The sequence below is a fragment of the Sutcliffiella rhizosphaerae genome, assembly GCF_917563925.1.
GTDB classification, from domain to species: domain Bacteria; phylum Bacillota; class Bacilli; order Bacillales; family Bacillaceae_I; genus Sutcliffiella_A; species Sutcliffiella_A rhizosphaerae.
The window spans coordinates 55,335-72,882 of the sequence record NZ_CAKJTJ010000003.1 but is presented as its reverse complement, the minus strand read 5'-3'; the positions used below and the strand labels follow the sequence as shown (position 1 = coordinate 72,882).

The 17,548-nt window shown below is 37.5% G+C and carries 17 protein-coding genes; 3 read left to right on the top strand and 14 right to left on the bottom strand.

Translation table 11 applies throughout. The features are described from left to right. Positions 1-412 precede the first annotated feature (412 nt). Positions 413-787 (top strand): VOC family protein, encoded by a 375-nt coding sequence (locus tag LRP81_RS04000; RefSeq protein WP_230499963.1) that lies wholly within the window; start codon positions 413-415, stop codon positions 785-787. Positions 788-888: 101 nt separating this feature from the next. On the opposite strand, the gene LRP81_RS03995 is transcribed toward LRP81_RS04000, so the two are convergent. Together LRP81_RS03995 and LRP81_RS03990 are read right to left on the bottom strand one after the other, a co-directional pair. Continuing rightward, entirely contained in the window at positions 889-1,581 is a 693-nt protein-coding gene (locus tag LRP81_RS03995; RefSeq protein ID WP_230499962.1) for a tryptophan 2,3-dioxygenase family protein, read from the bottom strand. A 134-nt stretch (positions 1,582-1,715) separates the two neighbouring features. Next, the gene (locus LRP81_RS03990; protein ID WP_230499961.1) at positions 1,716-2,609 is read right to left on the bottom strand and encodes an NAD(P)/FAD-dependent oxidoreductase; all 894 of its coding nucleotides are present in this window, start codon (positions 2,607-2,609) and stop codon (positions 1,716-1,718) included. Positions 2,610-2,757: 148 nt separating this feature from the next. Here LRP81_RS03990 and LRP81_RS03985 point away from each other — a divergent pair, with 148 nt between their 5' ends. Continuing rightward, positions 2,758-3,102, top strand: coding sequence for a general stress protein (locus LRP81_RS03985; protein WP_230499960.1), 345 nt, complete (start codon positions 2,758-2,760; stop codon positions 3,100-3,102). A 244-nt stretch (positions 3,103-3,346) separates the two neighbouring features. Here LRP81_RS03985 and LRP81_RS03980 read toward each other — a convergent pair whose 3' ends face one another. The 3 genes from LRP81_RS03980 to LRP81_RS03970 form a co-directional block, all read right to left on the bottom strand. Further along, complete coding sequence (locus tag LRP81_RS03980; protein ID WP_230499959.1) at positions 3,347-4,069, bottom strand: MerR family transcriptional regulator; 723 nt, start codon at positions 4,067-4,069, stop codon at positions 3,347-3,349. Between the two features lie 16 nt (positions 4,070-4,085). Next, positions 4,086-4,961: an Hsp33 family molecular chaperone HslO gene (locus tag LRP81_RS03975; RefSeq protein ID WP_230499958.1), complete on the bottom strand. Its 876-nt coding sequence runs from the start codon at positions 4,959-4,961 to the stop codon at positions 4,086-4,088. 172 nt (positions 4,962-5,133) lie between these two features. Beyond that, positions 5,134-7,872, bottom strand: a complete 2,739-nt coding sequence (locus LRP81_RS03970; protein WP_230499957.1) for a GTP-binding protein — start codon at positions 7,870-7,872, stop codon at positions 5,134-5,136. Between the two features lie 260 nt (positions 7,873-8,132). Here LRP81_RS03970 and LRP81_RS03965 point away from each other — a divergent pair, with 260 nt between their 5' ends. Continuing rightward, positions 8,133-8,513, top strand: coding sequence for a VOC family protein (locus LRP81_RS03965; RefSeq protein ID WP_230499956.1), 381 nt, complete (start codon positions 8,133-8,135; stop codon positions 8,511-8,513). Between the two features lie 125 nt (positions 8,514-8,638). Here LRP81_RS03965 and LRP81_RS03960 read toward each other — a convergent pair whose 3' ends face one another. The 9 genes from LRP81_RS03960 to LRP81_RS03920 all read right to left on the bottom strand — a co-directional run bounded on the left by LRP81_RS03960 (position 8,639) and on the right by LRP81_RS03920 (position 17,378). After that, entirely contained in the window at positions 8,639-9,232 is a 594-nt protein-coding gene (locus tag LRP81_RS03960) for a hypothetical protein (RefSeq protein ID WP_230499955.1), read from the bottom strand. Positions 9,233-9,245: 13 nt separating this feature from the next. Next, a complete protein-coding gene (locus LRP81_RS03955; RefSeq protein WP_230499954.1) occupies positions 9,246-10,424 on the bottom strand; it encodes a ParM/StbA family protein in 1,179 nt (392 codons plus the stop codon). Between the two features lie 525 nt (positions 10,425-10,949). Further along, the gene (locus LRP81_RS03950; RefSeq protein ID WP_230499953.1) at positions 10,950-11,912 is read right to left on the bottom strand and encodes a PDR/VanB family oxidoreductase; all 963 of its coding nucleotides are present in this window, start codon (positions 11,910-11,912) and stop codon (positions 10,950-10,952) included. Between the two features lie 6 nt (positions 11,913-11,918). After that, positions 11,919-12,395 (bottom strand): dimethylamine monooxygenase subunit DmmA family protein, encoded by a 477-nt coding sequence (locus LRP81_RS03945; protein WP_230499952.1) that lies wholly within the window; start codon positions 12,393-12,395, stop codon positions 11,919-11,921. After that, the gene (locus tag LRP81_RS03940) at positions 12,392-13,363 is read right to left on the bottom strand and encodes a heme-dependent oxidative N-demethylase family protein (RefSeq protein ID WP_230499951.1); all 972 of its coding nucleotides are present in this window, start codon (positions 13,361-13,363) and stop codon (positions 12,392-12,394) included. The genes LRP81_RS03945 and LRP81_RS03940 overlap by 4 nt, the downstream gene beginning before the upstream one ends. A gap of 77 nt (positions 13,364-13,440) precedes the next feature. Further along, complete coding sequence (locus LRP81_RS03935; RefSeq protein WP_230499950.1) at positions 13,441-14,244, bottom strand: alpha/beta fold hydrolase; 804 nt, start codon at positions 14,242-14,244, stop codon at positions 13,441-13,443. A 61-nt stretch (positions 14,245-14,305) separates the two neighbouring features. After that, the gene (locus LRP81_RS03930; protein ID WP_230499949.1) at positions 14,306-14,500 is read right to left on the bottom strand and encodes a helix-turn-helix transcriptional regulator; all 195 of its coding nucleotides are present in this window, start codon (positions 14,498-14,500) and stop codon (positions 14,306-14,308) included. A 3-nt stretch (positions 14,501-14,503) separates the two neighbouring features. After that, a complete protein-coding gene (locus LRP81_RS03925; protein WP_230499948.1) occupies positions 14,504-15,040 on the bottom strand; it encodes a DUF6773 family protein in 537 nt (178 codons plus the stop codon). 295 nt (positions 15,041-15,335) lie between these two features. Next, entirely contained in the window at positions 15,336-17,378 is a 2,043-nt protein-coding gene (locus LRP81_RS03920) for a catalase (protein WP_230499947.1), read from the bottom strand. Positions 17,379-17,548 lie beyond the last annotated feature (170 nt).

Genomic DNA, 17,548 nt, shown 5'->3' with positions numbered 1-17,548 from the left:
ACCAAAATTTCATCCACAGTGGAAAGAATATGAAAAGCAAAGTAAATTGAAAGACACTTACTAAAAGGGTAATAACAAATTGCCTGTATCTCATTTTGATCACTTACTAGCACCCTATTATCAAGATAAGACTATCTATAACGCATATTTAGAGATGACTGGACATGGATTTCATATTCAAAAAATAACGCCTTATAGTAAATCGCTTTGCTATAAATTTACGGACCCAGATGGAAACGAATTAATTATTTGTGGCGAATGTTGAAACGCTTGTCCGCAAATGAAAATAGTAACGATGGATGCGAGAGTGAGAATGTACATGTTTATCGTTTTTTTGAAGGAAGTATGTAAGGATTTATTGATTTTTCTCGTTTATTAAGGTGTAAGAGAAAATGAAAATGTAGGGTGAAGAATGGATAAAGAATTACTTTATGGGGTTGGGATTTTTATTTCAGTTCGGGATTTAGAAATATCTACAGAATGGTATCGAAATATGCTTGGCTTTGAGGTTTTACACAATGATGAACCACAGGCTAACGTGTTAATAATGGGAAATGGCGTTGTTACCTTTTGCCTTGTAAAATCATATGAGATCACTCAACCAACTTTTCCGCGAAACGACTACAATGTTAATCATTATTATGGATTTCATACCAGGAATGTGAAGGCTGTGCACCAACAATTACTTGAGAAGGATGCCAATCTTAGCGACATTCATGAATTTGATGGCATGCAAGGCTTTCATCTTTACGACCCAGATGGGAATCGCCATAGCGTCGTCCAGTAGCTGTATGAAGACTTAATTGTTGTACCTAACAAGCATAAGACGGGTCGGCTTATCAGAAAAAAGAGCTTGTAGACTATAGAAGTCAAGTCTACAAGCTTTTACTATAATGGCTTGGGATTATAACTGGATCCTGTCCAATCGGTCAGTTCACATATTGCTTCCCAAAGCTTTGGATAAAATTCATATTTTGCCCCATTCTCTAATGCCTGAGCTGGAATGCCTTTTAAGCTTTTCGTATTCAACCCTATCATTCTGCGCACAAGTTGGATATGATGCTTGCGGAATGTTTGGAAGTTTTCATCAAAAGCAGTTAACTCCTGCATTAACAGGAATAATTCCATATTATCCTTTGCAGTCTGATGAAGCATAAAGGGTGTCAGTTGTTTAGTACTTAGAAGCTGTTCAAAAGGTTCCCATAGCGTCGGGCCAAGTTTTAGTATGTCATTAAACCCTGGCGAATCCTGGCCACTTCCCCTTCCTAAAGAAAGACGAATGGTATGGTAGTCTAGGGGACTTATCACTTTTACCATATCAAAGACAGGTGGTAGTTGTTTAAGGTGCATATTTACTCTTTGAAGCTGTTGTGTTGCTTGTATGACCTCTTGTTCCAGCATGTTTTTATCAGCCAACTGTATGTATTGGATAATCAGCTTAAAATGCAGCTCGGCAATTTGATGAATCATTTGAAAGGTCAATTCATCTTCACAACATAAATCTTCTTCTTTTTTCTGTAAGTTCAGTAGTTCGTCCGTACGGATATACTTTTCATAGTCTGTCAGCTTCTTTTGTTCCATTTTTTCCCCTCCTAATTCGGATAAATGGAAGACACTATCAACTAATAACTACTTGTTCCACTCACTTAAGTTTATGCAAGCCCTTACATCTCATGTTACGCACTTGCATAAATTCTTGTCAAGGCTGAAAAAGTCTATTCCAGCAAACTTTTATGAATCCAAATGGCTGCTTGAACACCGTCTCCCATTGCAATGGTGACCTGTTCTGAATGTGCTACAATATCCCCTGCCGCCCACACATTTTCCACATTTGTCATTTTTGTTCTCACATCCACGTTTATATGCTTGTTATGTTCCAGCTTTACTCCAAGCTGTTCTGCCAAGTCTGTATGTACCTTATTCCCACCAAAAGCAAGAAATGCAGTGGTGGCAGTTAGAGTTTCTCCACTTGCTACTGTTACCCCCTGAAATAGGTCTTCATTAATATGAAGAGAGGTTATTGGTTCTGTTACAATAGTTATTTCTTTTTTAGCAAGCTGCTTGCTCATTTCTTCCTCTATTCTTCTATTGTCATGGTTTATATATGTGATGAGATTGGTCCAGTGGGTAAGCGCCAAAGCCATATTGGCACCTGCATTTCCAGATCCTAATACAAGAGTAGGTTTCATTGCCGACTCATATCCATCACAGTCTGGACAAATAAACACACTTATCCCTAAACAAGGAAAGAGCTGCGGAAAAGGCGGAATATTGTCTTTTACACCTGTTGCCAGCAGTAACCGTTTGGAATGAAAGGTGTAACTATCACTTGTATTTGCTTGGAATCCCCCGTCTTTTTTCGTAATGGAGGTCACTCTCTGTTGTTGAAATTGCACGTTCAGTTTTTCAGCCTGCTGTTCTCCAAGTAAGCGAAGGGTTTTTCCGCTAACTCCTTCTGGCCAACCAAGAAGATTGTGATAGCAATTGCATATGTTTGACCTACCATTTTTATCATCTATTACAAGGACTTTATATTGATATCTTCCAAGCTGTATAGCTGCCTGAAGTCCTGCTATCCCTCCCCCGATAATCATACAATCATACAGCATGCTTCGCTCTCCCTTCATCTTTATTTCTAGTTAGTATTTGAAGTTTTGTGGTAATTATCAGGAGATGTTTGTTAACAGTCGGTTTTTTTCAGGTTTTATTTTTTGTCATGCGGGTATTTTTATTACATAACCAAGGAGGCGATAAAACATGAAACCAAATTATAAAGAATTTCAAAATGACGAGCAAGTAGTAGGAGCAGTTCAAGAGTTAAAAGCACAAGGTGTACATGATGATGATATTTATGTCATTACTCATGATGATGACCGGACAAGACGTATAGCTGATAACGCTGATGCTAATACAGTCGGCGCCGGTGAAGTTGGTATGGATACTTACGTGAAAAATATTTTCCGCAGCAAAGGGGACGAGCTCCGTGCCAAGTTCCAAGAGTTAGGATTCTCTGCACCTGAAGCAGAACAGCTGGAGGACAAGCTGGATCAAGGAAAAATCATTCTAGTAATAAAAGATTTGACAACAAGCACGACGTTTTAAGAATAGATGAAAGAGGATGGCCTAAATGGTCATCCTTTTTTTGTGTGTGAAGAATGGGATATCGACGAAATTTTAATAGTTATCGACGGATAAAGGGAATTTATCGACGGTGCGACACCAATCGACATTCTCAGCTCGACTTGCCTCCACTTGCATCACACTCCTCCCCCACTATAGTCAGTGTGGTATCTACATGAGCTAATGCATACACTGTATTTCACCTTAAAGTAGCTTTACTATAAACTCATTCCAATGCTTCCTTTATATATTTATATAACTCGGCATCCATCCCAAAACGCAAACCGTTATCAGGGATTTCTGCATGGAACTTTTCAGTTTGTTTTCTTAATTCTTGGTCATTTCCTGTGAATGAGTAAACAATGTCACTCCATTGTTTTGCCAACTTTTGTACTTTATTGCTTTTAGAGGGAGTTCCATTTTCTTTTTCTATTTGTATTTTTTTCAAAATCATACTAAAGGTTTTTTCCACTTCATTTAATGTACTTTCATCATATTGATCATAGTAATTTTTCATTATGTCTAATTGCTGTTTTGTAAAATATTTTTCCTGATATACTTTCATTGCTCCTAATAGCTTTGTTAATTCCTCTACAGACATTATTTTTTTTATACGAATTGTTTTTAAAGCACTCTCTAATTCGTATAGTAAATTTTGTTGAACTTGTATATCTTTCTTTATACGTGTTATTTGGGTTTCTAAAATATTGGTGTCAAAATCTTCTTCTTTTTTCGTAATGATCGACTTTATATCATCCAAAGATAGCCCAATTTGTTTTAAAGCCAAGATCTGGTGTAGTTTAGACAAATCCGATTTTGTGTAAAGCCGGTGTCCAGACTCTGTATATTGAGAGGGAGAAAACAAATCTATTTGATCATAATATCTTAAAGTTCTTATTGTTAAGCCAGTTAATTTCGCAAGCTCTCCCACTTTCCAGTATTCTTTCATTTACCATTCACCCTTATTAAATATGATTTCCATTTACGAGTCCTTGAATTTCATTAAAATTGAAGTGATATGTCCTTCCACAGATTTGACAACATGTATCAACAGCCTCTTTATTATTAATAACTTGTGTTAATTCATTTTCACTTAAAGAATGGAGCATCCCATAGAACATTTCTTTTGAACATCCACAGAAAAATTGAACGGGACTATATCCTAAAACTTTCACATCCTTAAATACCTCACTTAGCTTTTCTTCCATATTGCTACATTTGTACAAGCTGGTAAAGAACTCACGATTAGTATTAACCTTGTGTTCTACTTCATAAATAAGCTCAGGGGGAGCACCTGGTAGTAATTGAGCAAATATAGCATTGCTGAAAAGGACGCAATTGTTATTTCCAAATCGAATATTGGCTCCAATATATGTTTGAGCTTGCTCACTTTGAATAAAATAATGTGAAATGTCATCAGCTATGTTCTGGTATGGCATATCAGTTATTCCAGTAAATTGATTCATGACTGACCCTTTAATCATTTGAATAGTTCCTTTATGTCCAATAAGGCTAGCAAGAGATATTTTATCCATATAATCGTCAGGAGATTTGAGTAATTCCTCGTTTAAATACCCACGGACATTTCCTTTTGCATCCGCATCGGCAAAAATTTTATATTTTGGGTTACTCATTGTCATTTGAAGGCTTATTCTTTGATTTTCTTTTAAGGTTCCTGAAATTATACTCACTACTGAAATGGTTTTACCTAATGCAAGTTTTAGAATTTTGTTTGTTTCTTTGTTCAGCCTAAGTATTTCATTAATTAATTTTGTATTATCGACAAAAAATAAACGAACTTGCTTGTCATAAATTAGCGTCTTAACAATTGTGTTTTCCATTTTACTTTTCCTTTCTCTTTTTCATTGTTATGTACACTATAAAACATAACCTTACGTAAGGTTCAAGCCCAAAAAATTTCCTATTCGATTAATTTGGAAAGGTTTCCTCGTGAAAATTCGAATACAAAAAAGAAATCCCCTGTAGCTAAATCTTGCCACAGGGGATTTCACATTAGTGTGTCGGTATATAAGCGTTATCCTCACATGCTTTGACCATAAATTCATATTGAAGAAGTCGAACTTCAAACAGCTTCAAGGGGTCATAATAACGTTCTGGACTTGCTTTCATTTGTTCTAGCTTTTTATTTGCAAAGTGAATGGTTTGTTCTGTCTCTTCTACGGTTTTGTGAAGTTCTGCAAATGGTGCCTCGTAGAAAAGATTAATATCTGCCTTTAAGGCTTTTTCAAATAAGTCAAACTCGAGGAAGAATTTTTCTACTACAGCTTCTGCAATATCTGTGAAGCGTTCATTCTCAATATATTTTTTATATTGGGTAAAGAGCAGCTGATTGCTTTGTTGCAGCGATCCAAATAAACGGCCAGCACCTTTTAACAAGAACTGTGTGGTGTTTGAGCGGTTCAGGATATTCTGTTTTTCTACTTCTACTCTGCTAAGAATCCTGTTAATATCACGGCGCCAGTCTTCCATTACTTTAAAATCACAAACTAAATGCATTTTCTCTTCTTTGTAAAGGGCATTAAAAGTATCACTCATTCCCTCTAAATATTCTTGGCTATCCTTCAATTCCCTATTAGACGATTCCAGCCATAGTTGTAACTCTTGTCGTAATCTTGGCAAAAGATCAGAGTGCATATACGTTCGGATCGTTTCATTCATTCGATCATTCAACTCTATGTGCAATGTTTTAAAGTCGCTATTTTCTTTCACATAGCTTGAACACTCCTGAAGCAGTTTCGGTATTGCTTTTAATGCTTCATGTTTCATTTCGACTGTAACGGAGCGATAGTTTTCCGTGATGCTTTGGATTTTTTCACTTTCCGTATCATGCATATGATTAATAAATCCATTAAGGCGATTTAATATATCCTCATGGAAGGAAACTGTCCCATTTAGGTTATCTTCCATCGCAATCCGGCTATCTAAAAGCTCTGTCAAAGTGGATCGGATTAATTGTAATAGCTTGGATGTACGGCGTTCTTCCACTGCTTTACTGCGAAGCTTGAAGTTTGCTTCCATAAAGCTTGCCAAGCTCTGGTGCTGCTTGCTTGCTGAACGCAATGATGAATAAGGGAATACTCTTGCATCTGGGAAAAACTCATTGATGCGGTGCTTCGCTTCTTCCACAATTTGAGTTGCTTCCGCTTCATGGAATGCAGTATCCATCTTGTTTAGTACAAAATGGACAGGGATTTCCGGTGCATGCTCTTTTATTTTCACCAATACTTTTAGTTCTTCCTCTGTAAACGGTGTTTGGGCATCTAGAATATACAATAATCCATCAGATAGCGGAATATACTTCATTGTTGCGTTGTTTTCTACTTCAGGTCCTTCAAATTCAGGTGTACTAATTAAGGAATATTGCTCGTCTTCAAGGAATGGAGATGGCCATTTTAAGTCTATAATGGACCCTTTTTTATGTTCCCCAACATCTCCTAATACTGTCGTTTCTTTTAGTGAGATTTCGTTCATTTCTGCCGTGTCCCCGTCAGAACTGACAAATACAGGCGCATTCTCATCGCCTAGTAATTTTTCACCAATCAAGGAATTGATAAAGGATGTCTTTCCGTTTTGGGCGGTACCAGTTACAACTAAATGCTTTCGGTTCAGATTGCTAAGCTGGGAGAACAACCACTTCTTCTGATGGGCCACTTCCAGGTGATTGTCTTTCGCCCAATCAATAAGTGTTTTAAACAATTCAACTGTATAGCTAACTTGAATGCTGTCATGTTCATAATGGAAGATGCGATTTTCCGCATCCGCTAACACATGTGCAGGTAGTGCAGTCGGAAACACTTCATTCCAGGACATGACTGCCGCTGAGGCAAACAAGGACTTTGATCTATTGGATACTTTGAGCCAACTGCCAAGTAGATCTGGGACAATACCTTGTATTTCCTTAATTAAGTATTTCCCATGAATAAGTGACAAGTACGTACGTTGATGTAAGTCCTCTACTTTGATCCAGGACGCCTCTGAATCCCTGCTTAATGAAGTGAAAATGCTGTTTGCTGTCTTTACCCATTGTAAATATTGCGAGTGCCCTTCATAATTACGCCACAATGCAGAAGCAAGGCTTTCGAATTTTTGTTGATTGATATCTAGTAATGCTAACAAAGCTTCTTGAAAATACTCTGGTTCAAATTCAGTTGCATATCCAGCCTCGATATAACCGAGCAAATAGTCATACCATGCCTCTGATTGGGTTCGTAACGCTTCTCCTACAGCAAGTTCCAAAGCATTTCTCATGTCTTCCTGATCTTCGTAAAAGGTCCGGGCTGTTTGGGTAACATGCGGGTAATCTGGGTTAATCGCAATGGCTCTTTTTATATTCTTATAGGCATTTTCAAGTTTGCCTCTTTGAATATAGAGAGTAAATAATTGGAGAGCAATTTCTATTCTCAATGTAGTATTATCTGTATCTATGTTGGAGTAGATGTCTTCTGCTTCCACTAGCATTCCTAACTCATAATAGGCATCTGCTATGTTTTTTTTAGCCCAAGGCTCCAGTTCATTGTGAACATTTTCCCATTTATATATAGCACTTTCGTAATCTTTATTGTGAAAGTAAACTTCCCCTTGCGCATATCGGATGAATGAAAGGTCGTACACCTCATTTGTTTGTTCCGCGAGAAAGGCCTCTCCCAAAACTTGGACAGGGTGTTTAGTGTCCATATCCAACATAAAGGTTTCAAAATATGTTTTACTAATAAATTTGTTCTCTTGTGTCATTTTATCCTCCACCAATCATTTCACATTATTTTTGGCATATAATGAGCACTTCATATTAAAAAGTGAATTTGTATTTTCATCTTTTATATAGTTCGTAAGTCTTTCGGTTTTTTGACCATTATTTTTATACCCTTTTAATTATGTTTATAACGAAATCTTTTAGATATACTAACATATTTCTAATCGCTTTTCTTGAAGAAAGGTGTCTGTTTTGGGATAATTTAAATAGTTTTAAAAGTCTGATAAAAGGTGGCGATAGGATGGATATCCATAAGATAGGTCAAATTGGAGTTCCTGTTAAAGACATTGATAGAGCAACCTTATTTTACAAAAAGACACTAGAGTTAAGCCATCTGTTTTCTTCTGGGAGCATGGCGTTTTTTGAATGTGGTAATAGTAGGATTCTTCTTAGTGTGCCGGAAAATGAGGAATATGAATATGCTAGTTCCGTCATCTATTTTCAAGTAAAAGATATTCATCAAAGCTATGAGAGTTTAAAAGAAAAACATGTTTATATGCTTGATAAACCACATCTTGTTACGAAGATTGGTGATACAGAAACATGGATGGTGTTTTTTAAAGATTCAGAGGGCAATACTCTAGCACTCATGAGCGAATGCCAAGTACCTATCCATTCATAATTATTTCCCGGGATTACTGCATGATCCCAAATCATCCAGTAAGGCTTGCTATGGATGCTCAAACCCTGAGGCTACGGTTTTACCGAGGAGGAATAAGGCCGCATTTTACGATAGCGGCCTTACTATTATTTATTCATATGAGCTAAGAAATCTCCAAGCAGTTTGTCGACATCTTCTACTTCCAGCTCTTCCTTTTCTTCAGCAGTTGCCTGCTCTTGCCTAGCTGTTTCCCAATCAAATGAATCCAGATCATCATTTTCTTCCACTATTTCTGAAACAGTTTCATACTCATCTTCTTGCCTCTCTTGCATTTTCTCTGTTTCGTGAAAAATCTCATCTTCTTGCAAATATAGGGCTTGATCAATATCTGTCGCATTACTATTCATCGCTGCCAAGATACTTGTTGCCCGCACTGGATCCGATAGGAGCTGATAGACAATACTGCCTAAAAGCGCTTCAGAATGCTGATGTTTCAGCCAATCCCTTTGGCTTTTTGACAATGCTTTAGGAAGAGGAATAGATACGGTTTCTTTTTCCCTCGCATGAGATTGTGTGACTCCTTGGAGGACAAATTCAGCAATTTTACCTGAAAAATTTCTACGTTCATTTTCCTTTAAGCGCTGCAAATGCTTTATCAGGTGGTCTGGTGTATCAGAGGGGATACGAAAGGAAATTGCTTGTCCACGTTGAATCCCCTGGCTAGAATTCGTTTTCTTCATTCTATCACCCTAATTACGCTTTCACTGGTTTTTGTTCTTTCGTCTCTTTCTCATTACTGTTTTTCTTAACGAAATCATTAATTAACTTATAATAGGCATTTGCCATCATCCAGATACTTTCCTTTTCATCTTCAAAAAAGTCAATATTGTAGCCATCTAGATTATTATTTAAAGCTTTTAAATACTCTTTTAGGACTGTGGATCCACCACCAACAAAATAGCAGATTTCTGTCTGCGAGTTCTTTTGCCATACATTTCTTAAGAGGCGGTATTGTTTTTTCGCAAGATCAAGCAATATTCGATCTGTGATATCATGTACACTCGTTCTGCTTCCGCGAACCATAATATGATTACGGTCATTCTTTTTCGTAATGATTTCTACTACATCTCTTCTACTATCCAGTTCCACACCATGTTTTGATAGAATTTCTTCCCTGATTTGTTCCAACGCTTCGGATACGCCAAGATTAAAGCCCTGTGCCTTATCGTCATCGACATTGCGGTTTTTGATTACAGCAATATCAGTAGAAAGTCCGCCAATGTCCTGAATTAAGATTCTCTTATCTACTAGATCTTTATTAATGATATTCCCATCATTATCCAGAACTAAATTTATATATGCTGCAAATCCTTCTGGATAAACTTTTACTTCATCAAATTTAATATTTACTTTCATTCCTTGATACTTAGGTGTAATTAGAAATTCTACTTGATGCACAGAGCCTAATAGTTTTGAACGGTACCCGGCATCTTTGCCTTCTTTTACTTCTCTAAGCGGCAAGCCAGTACCAAGTGTATAGTTCGCATCTACAACGTTCTTATTACGAGGAAAGTTTTTTTCATTTTGTGCATGAACAGCATCTAGCGCCAGTGTGGCAAAAAGCATGACAAGTGTTTGATCTTCTTCTGATTTACTGCTGCCAGGATCAAGCTCAGTAGCATTGTTTCCTTTTGTAGCCAGGTTACCTATACGATAGATTGCGTTGTTGTCCATTAAAGCAGGGGAATGAACACGAACATGAATTCCATCAAGCGGATCCTTCGAGTCTAATTCTTCAATTCCAATTACAGGGCGATCCTCGATATCTCGTGCAATAACATTCGGGATATTTAACTCTGAATCTAATCTTCCAAAAATAGCTTTAATTGAATCATTACCAACATCAATTGCTGCAATTCGAGATTTACTCATCTTTCATCTTCCTTTCTATTCCTCAATCCAATTTTTGTTTTCTTTTAGTAAGCTTTTTTCTAAAAGATTATTGCTATTAACCGGTAAAAAGTCGACACTTTCGACAAATCTTTCCATTCACTTCAAATGAAATGGTGGAAAAGAGCACTAGTTACTTGTACCGTTCACGATAGCAACAAGGTTTTCAAAAATAATCTTTAGAAAAAATAAAGCATGTAAGTATAGCTTAAGCGTACCGAAAGTCTGTCTAGTAATCAATCATTCTTCATAAAAGTAATGAAAGTGTAAAAAATGTTTACATATTTGTTTACTCTGAATACATGTTTACAAAGGTGTATACATATAATTAGAATCCGTACACATCCTTATATAACAGCTTGTGCACACCTTTGTATACTTGTAAACACTTTCCGTAAACACTTGTTTACATTTTGTATACATGTTTACTTAAATTGTAAACATGCTAATGGTTGACCAAACAGAATCAGTTCCGAGTCCATTCATGCATATCCAACGATTGACATTTCACTCCAAATCCAGTTGCAACAGCTCCCCTTTACATCGCGAAACACAAACCATCATACTCTTGTTTAATTGTTTTTCATCATCTGTAAGAAACTCATCCAAATGAAGGATCGAACCAGCTTTTACTTTTATTTCGCAAGTTCCACAACGTCCTATTTTGCAAGAGAATGGAATAGAATGACCTGCTTGTACTAACGTATCTAATACTGATACATCTTGATTGACCACTAATTGCCTTCCATCGTTAAACTGAATGAGGAACGAAGAAGCAAATTCAGCTGGTATCGGTGATCCAAAATGCTCATAGTGAATATTAACGGAAGGATACCCAATCTCTAGTGCTGTTTCTTTAAATGAGGTAGTAAAAGAAGTAGGTCCACAAATATAAATATGTGTCCCAATTTGATGATTATATAATGAATCAGTGTTTAAGCGTTGCCTGTCACTAGAAAAGTAGAATGAAATCTCTTTTTCGGATAAATTTTTTAAACGATGATAGAATGCACAATCCTGCTTAGACGTTGCTGCATAGTGAAGTTTAAATGATTCGCCTCCCCTCTTTAGCATTGTAAGCATAGATAAAAAGGGTGTTATCCCGATACCTGCTGCATAGAAAACATGGTGTCTAGCAGACGGACTAAGTGAAAAATAGTTTTTTGGAAAACTTATTTGCAGTGAATCCCCTACACTTGCATGCGTATGTAAATAGGATGACCCGCCCTTTGAATCAATGCTCCATTTAACAGCTATCTCATAGAATTCTCTATTATTTGGGTCACTAGTGAGGGAGTAACGTCTCTCCATTTCTCCCCTCTCAGAAGGAATAAACAACTTAATATGAGATCCTGCAATAAAAGAAGATAATTTCTTTCCATCCAATCTCTTCATAACAAAGCGTTTAATAGTATTTGTTTCGTTCTGAATTGATTCGATAAAAACATCTAAACGTTGCTCTTTTATCAAATCCATCTACTCCTTCCATTCACAGGATGCCACATATCCTAAATAAGCATTTTTTATCTTAGAATAATGTTCAGAAACCTCTAATGTTAATTGACAGTTTGGGCAGTTTGTACAATTTACCTTACTAAACACTGAAAAGATTTGATGACATTTACTACAAAACACCATTCTATGATCCATTTGATGACAAATATACTGGGCTTCACAGGTGGAATAACCTAGTTTCTGCAATGCTGGTTTCAAGTCGAAGAGAAGCTTGCTATCTGCAACCAAATACAAATAAGTCCCCATTTTCATCTGCTCTAACAGCTCTAACAATAGAGATCGATTCATTTTATTAAGATAATATATTTGGTATGTCCCCTTATCTCTCTGAATTCTTTCTTCTATCTCATTTAAAAGCGTGATACCAAGGTCGTCCCCACATAAAACATAGTTTCTTTTTCCAGCTATAAAAACGGCTTCCTTTCGAATATCCTTCATACAAACTTTTCACTTTCTTTCTTTAAATAGGCCAAAACACTATCCTGATATAGAGAAATCCCTTTGTATTCCACAATATGTGGCGGTAATTCCTGTAATATTTGATAAAATTGATGACACCAAGTAGGGTTGGCTACTAGTTTTTCTAAAGATAGAAGATGGGTATGAATAGTAAACAAGATGGCATTGGAGCCTGGCAGACGGAATAATTTTTGTACTTCCACACGTAGGTGGACAAGTTTCCCGGCGTTCTCAGCTGTCACTTCCCCTCTAACAATCCCCCAGTCCACAAAGGTTTCTAATGAAGCATCTAATCGGTTTCCAGCCATTAAAGACCAGTTTTTTCTCCCCCATGGACTACCAGCTTCTAGTTTTAAAAGAAACCTTAAAATCCGGTCATCTAGACCCTCCTCATTAAATCCAGGGATAGGAAAATGAATTTCTTTAAAATTCATCCCATGGTTGAAAGCAAGTGACCAATTGGCAGGAAAACATAATTGTCCAGCATCTAAAAATAAATCATTATCCTTTTGCAACATGAGGATTAAGTCTTCTTGCACATGTCTGCCGATAAAATCTAGCGGATGCTCTATATCCTCTCCGAAAGTAAAGGTACTTTCTTCTCCTAACAGCATATTCCTGAAGGTCCAGTTATCCCCTGTTTTATGCAAAATAAAGTGATTCGGGAAGTAGCTGCTAAGGTGCTCCATAATTAGCTCCAAGGCTTCCCATTGCGCTTGCTTAGTATGAGGGAAAGCGTGAAAACAACGTGTAAAATGTTCTGTTAATAAAGCTCTCTTGAGCGCTATTTGTTTCTTATAGTGGTTGGAAATATCGACACAAACTGGGGGATTCAAAGATTTGGAGTTATTCGAATATCTGTAATTATCGCTAGTAAATGGGTAAGGAAAGCCCTTTATTTCTTCCGTATCATTCAGTTCAAGCACCTCTTTTTCAAAAAATTCCATACTTTAATTGTAAGGAAAAAGTCAGCTTCCTTCAACCACAAAAGCCTGGACAGCAGACTGTCACCAGGCTTAAACAGTTAAATGGATTGAATAAACCTTGCTACTTCTTCATTAAAAACGTTAGGCTCTTCTAGGAAAGGACAATGGCAACTATTATCAAAAAGAATCAGCGTGCTGTTTTTTATACAAGCATTCAAATGTTCCCCAGCAGCTACAGGTATGAGTTTTTCATCCTTACCGAAGCAAAGCAGGGTAGGCTTTGAAAGTGAAGCAAAAATAGCTCGGTAATCTACAATAGATTGATCATAGAGAATAGCACTTGCCACTCCTGAAGGCGGTTTTGTTGTCTCTTCTAGCATCCATTCCATATCTTGAGGAGGAACATCCTTTTTGAACATCAATGGAATAAACCCTTTCAAGAAGTTCTCCCTGTTTTCTTGCACTTCCCTCATAAAATGAGTCAAGGTAGTAAGGTTAAAGGCACCAATCTCGAAATCTGGCCATTTGAAATCAGAGGCCAGTTCGTCGACAATAACGGTCCCCTTCACATTGCTTTCTCCAAACTGACTGACATATTCCCATACCACAAAAGCTCCCATTGACCATCCCACAAGAATGACATCCTTCAGTTCTAGCTTCGTTATAAAACTATGGAGGTCCTTGGCATAAGTGGATATCGTATGCCCTTCTTGTACTTTCGTTGAATCCCCATGCCCTCTCATATCAAGTGTAATAGCTCGGTAATTTTGACTAAAGTAGGGAAGCTGCTCTTTAAAAAACTTTCTGCTCATCCAAACTCCATGAATAAAAATGATTGGAGTTCCATCTCCTTGATCATCAAAATGCAACTCTACCCCAGCATTTACCTCTACTTTTGGCAAAAAAAACCACCCTCTCCCAACTGTCATATCACAGTATATTGGCAAAAGGGGAAATTTATTTCTACTCTTCCCAGAACAACTGATCTAGCGTTCTATCCAGGGCTTTACATATGGATTTGCATAAACTTAGACTTGGGTTATATTTACCAAGTTCAATCAGGCCGATTGTTTGCCTAGATACCCCCACCATTCTAGCTAATTCATCCTGTGATAAGTCTTTTTCCACTCTAGCCATTTTCATTTTTAGATTCTTCATGGCTTATTCACGCAACTCTTTGTCATTCTCATCATCTTGTAGTTCCGCTATAGCAGCCTTATCACTTCTCTTAAGAGCTGCAAAAAAAGAACCACCGAAAATTATTACTAGAACCGGAATATAGATTAAGAGACTTACCGAGAACACAAGAAAGAAAAACCAATATGCTTCTGCTGTGGTGTCTGCAAAATTATTAGCGCTATTAAAACCGAAAACAAGCGCCAATAATACAGCAAAGGCAATACTAATAAGTACAAATTTATATTTATATGGTACCTTATTCTCTCTATCATGCATTTCTACTTCAGCAGATAATACTCCTGACTGTGATGCGCGTAATGTATAGTAAATTCCTTGAAGAAGTAATATTGTTAATTCTGTCGTTACAACGCTACTAGAAAAACCATTTAAATAAAACTTAATACCAATGGATGCCAAACAGATAAAAAGAACAAGGTAATAGAGTTCTTTATAAATCTTATTCTGCATTCCCACAAGACGCTCATCTTCCACCTTAGTTGCATTGCCAAAAATATTCATGATCTTCCCTCCACTCAAACTTTATACTTTCATTATATCCATAAATTTCAATTATGCAATATATATATGTCTAAAAGTTAAAAATATTAATCTAATAGATATCTAAGAACCGTTAGGTCGGGGGCGCCTTCTTGTTGAATCGACTTATGACCTTAAGGGTTTAGCGCTTGAGCTGAACACAGTATAATCTTAAACCTCAAAAAGAGAGCCTGGAATATTCATTCCAGACTCTCTTCTTGTATGCTTTTCCTATAAAAATGCTGAATTACTAAACTTACTAATTCAGGCATCCCTTTTATACAATAGCCCTATCCCAAAATCTATGGCTCGCCACCGCTTCGGAAAATTGTTTTATAAATACATTTTTATCCTGTTCACTCACAATTCCAGGAGCATCCATAATATTCAATTTCTCCAGCCACTGCAAGCCATCATGGGTTCCTCCAATTGGTTTGAAATGGTCGAAGGCTTCTTCGATAAAATACGTGGTCTCTCTGTCAAACTTCTTGTCAGTATCCTTACCTCCAACCACATATAGTGCATCAAATAGAACGGAATCACAGGTCAAGAAAGCATGGTCCGCTTCCAGTTCCAAGCCTCCTGCTCCTTTTACTTTACCGAGGGTTGAGCTAATCAATTCTAGTTGAATACCCTCTTCCTTAACCCCTTCTAAAATGGATGAAACTTCCCTGCAATCAAAGCCATTTGCGATAATGACACCTACTTTTCTTGTTTTCGGGGTTTTAATGGTATTCTCTTGGCTTAAAGCAGGAGAGGATTTTGTCACCTTTTTTGCTTCTCCTTTAGGTGGGTTCACACCAATTGTTTCGGCCACCTCTTTCGCTAATTCTGAGCTTACATTCGCAAACATGTCCACTACCTGTTGTTGTACAGACTTACTTTCAACTTTACCTAGTTCAAAGCTAAATGCTGATTTTATATGTTCTTTTTCTGGGCTGCTCATGCTATTCCAGAACATTATTGCTTGCGTAAAATGGTCCTTAAAGCTATCACTTCGGTTTCTCACTTTTCTGCCATCTATTTTTTCCTGGTAGTGAACATACCCGCCTTCCTCTTCGCTGGCTGGTCTAGGAGTATTAGCGGCTAGGGAGTTTTTATGATAGCTCACAGGTCCTTTATTGATAGTTTGGCGTCCATAGCCATCCCGTTGATTATTGTGAAATGGGCAAACAGGTCTGTTTATCGGAAGCTCATGGAAGTTCGGTCCACCTAAACGAATCAGCTGCGTATCCGTATAGGAAAACAACCGTCCTTGTAATAGGGGGTCATTAGAAAAATCAATGCCCGGCACGACATGCCCCGGATGGAATGCCACTTGTTCTGTCTCTGCAAATACATTGTCAACATTTCGGTTCAATGTAAGTTTCCCAATGATTTTTACTGGGATATCCTCCTCTGGCCATAGCTTGGTAGGATCTAAAATATCAAAATTGAACTTGAATTCATCTTCTTCAGCTAAAAGCTGGACTCCGAGCTCGTATTCAGGATAATCTCCGTTTTCGATGGATTCCCATAAATCACGACGATGAAAGTCTGGGTCATTACCATTAATTTTTTGAGCTTCATCCCACACTAAGGAATGTGTTCCAAGTACAGGTTTCCAGTGGAATTTAACAAAATGTGCTTTTCCTTCCTGATTTACGAAACGGAAAGTATGCACACCAAACCCCTCCATCATCCGAAAACTACGGGGAATGGCTCTATCTGACATTTTCCACATGATCATATGAGCCGATTCTTGGTTATTGGCTACAAAATCCCAAAATGTATCATGTGCTGATGCTGCTTGAGGCATTTCATTATGTGGCTCAGGTTTTACGGCATGAACTAAATCTGGGAATTTCATGGCATCCTGAATAAAAAAGACTGGAATATTGTTACCGACGAGGTCATAGTTCCCTTCCTCGGTGTAGAACTTGGTTGCAAAACCGCGGGCATCGCGGACTGCTTCTGCAGACCCCTTGGACCCGGCAACTGTAGAAAATCGAACAAAAACAGGTGTTTTGACGGAAGGGTCCTGCAAGAACTTCGCTTTTGTATAAGCCCCCATCGATTCATATACTTCGAATTCACCATGAGCTGCAAAGCCGCGGGCATGTACAATTCTTTCTGGAATTCGTTCATGATCGAAGTGCGTCATTTTTTCTCTGAAGTGAAAATCTTCCATGAGGGTTGGTCCACGTTCACCAGCTTTTAACGAAAATTCATCTTCTGAGACCTTCACACCTTGATTGGTAGTCATCGTTTTGCCTTCATCTTCTACCCGATACTGTTCCAATTGTTCTTGTTTGCTTTGTTCATTCACTTTTTTACTCAATTTGCCGCTCCACTCCTTTATCTCCTAGTATGTAAAAAACACATGCCCTTTTTCCGTACCCTGAAAAGAAACAGAAAAAACGGTATTATGAAAATTTGTAACTAATAACCAGGCTCTGCTCCATATAAAAAAGCATGCACTATTTATATAGAAACAGTACATGCTTTCAT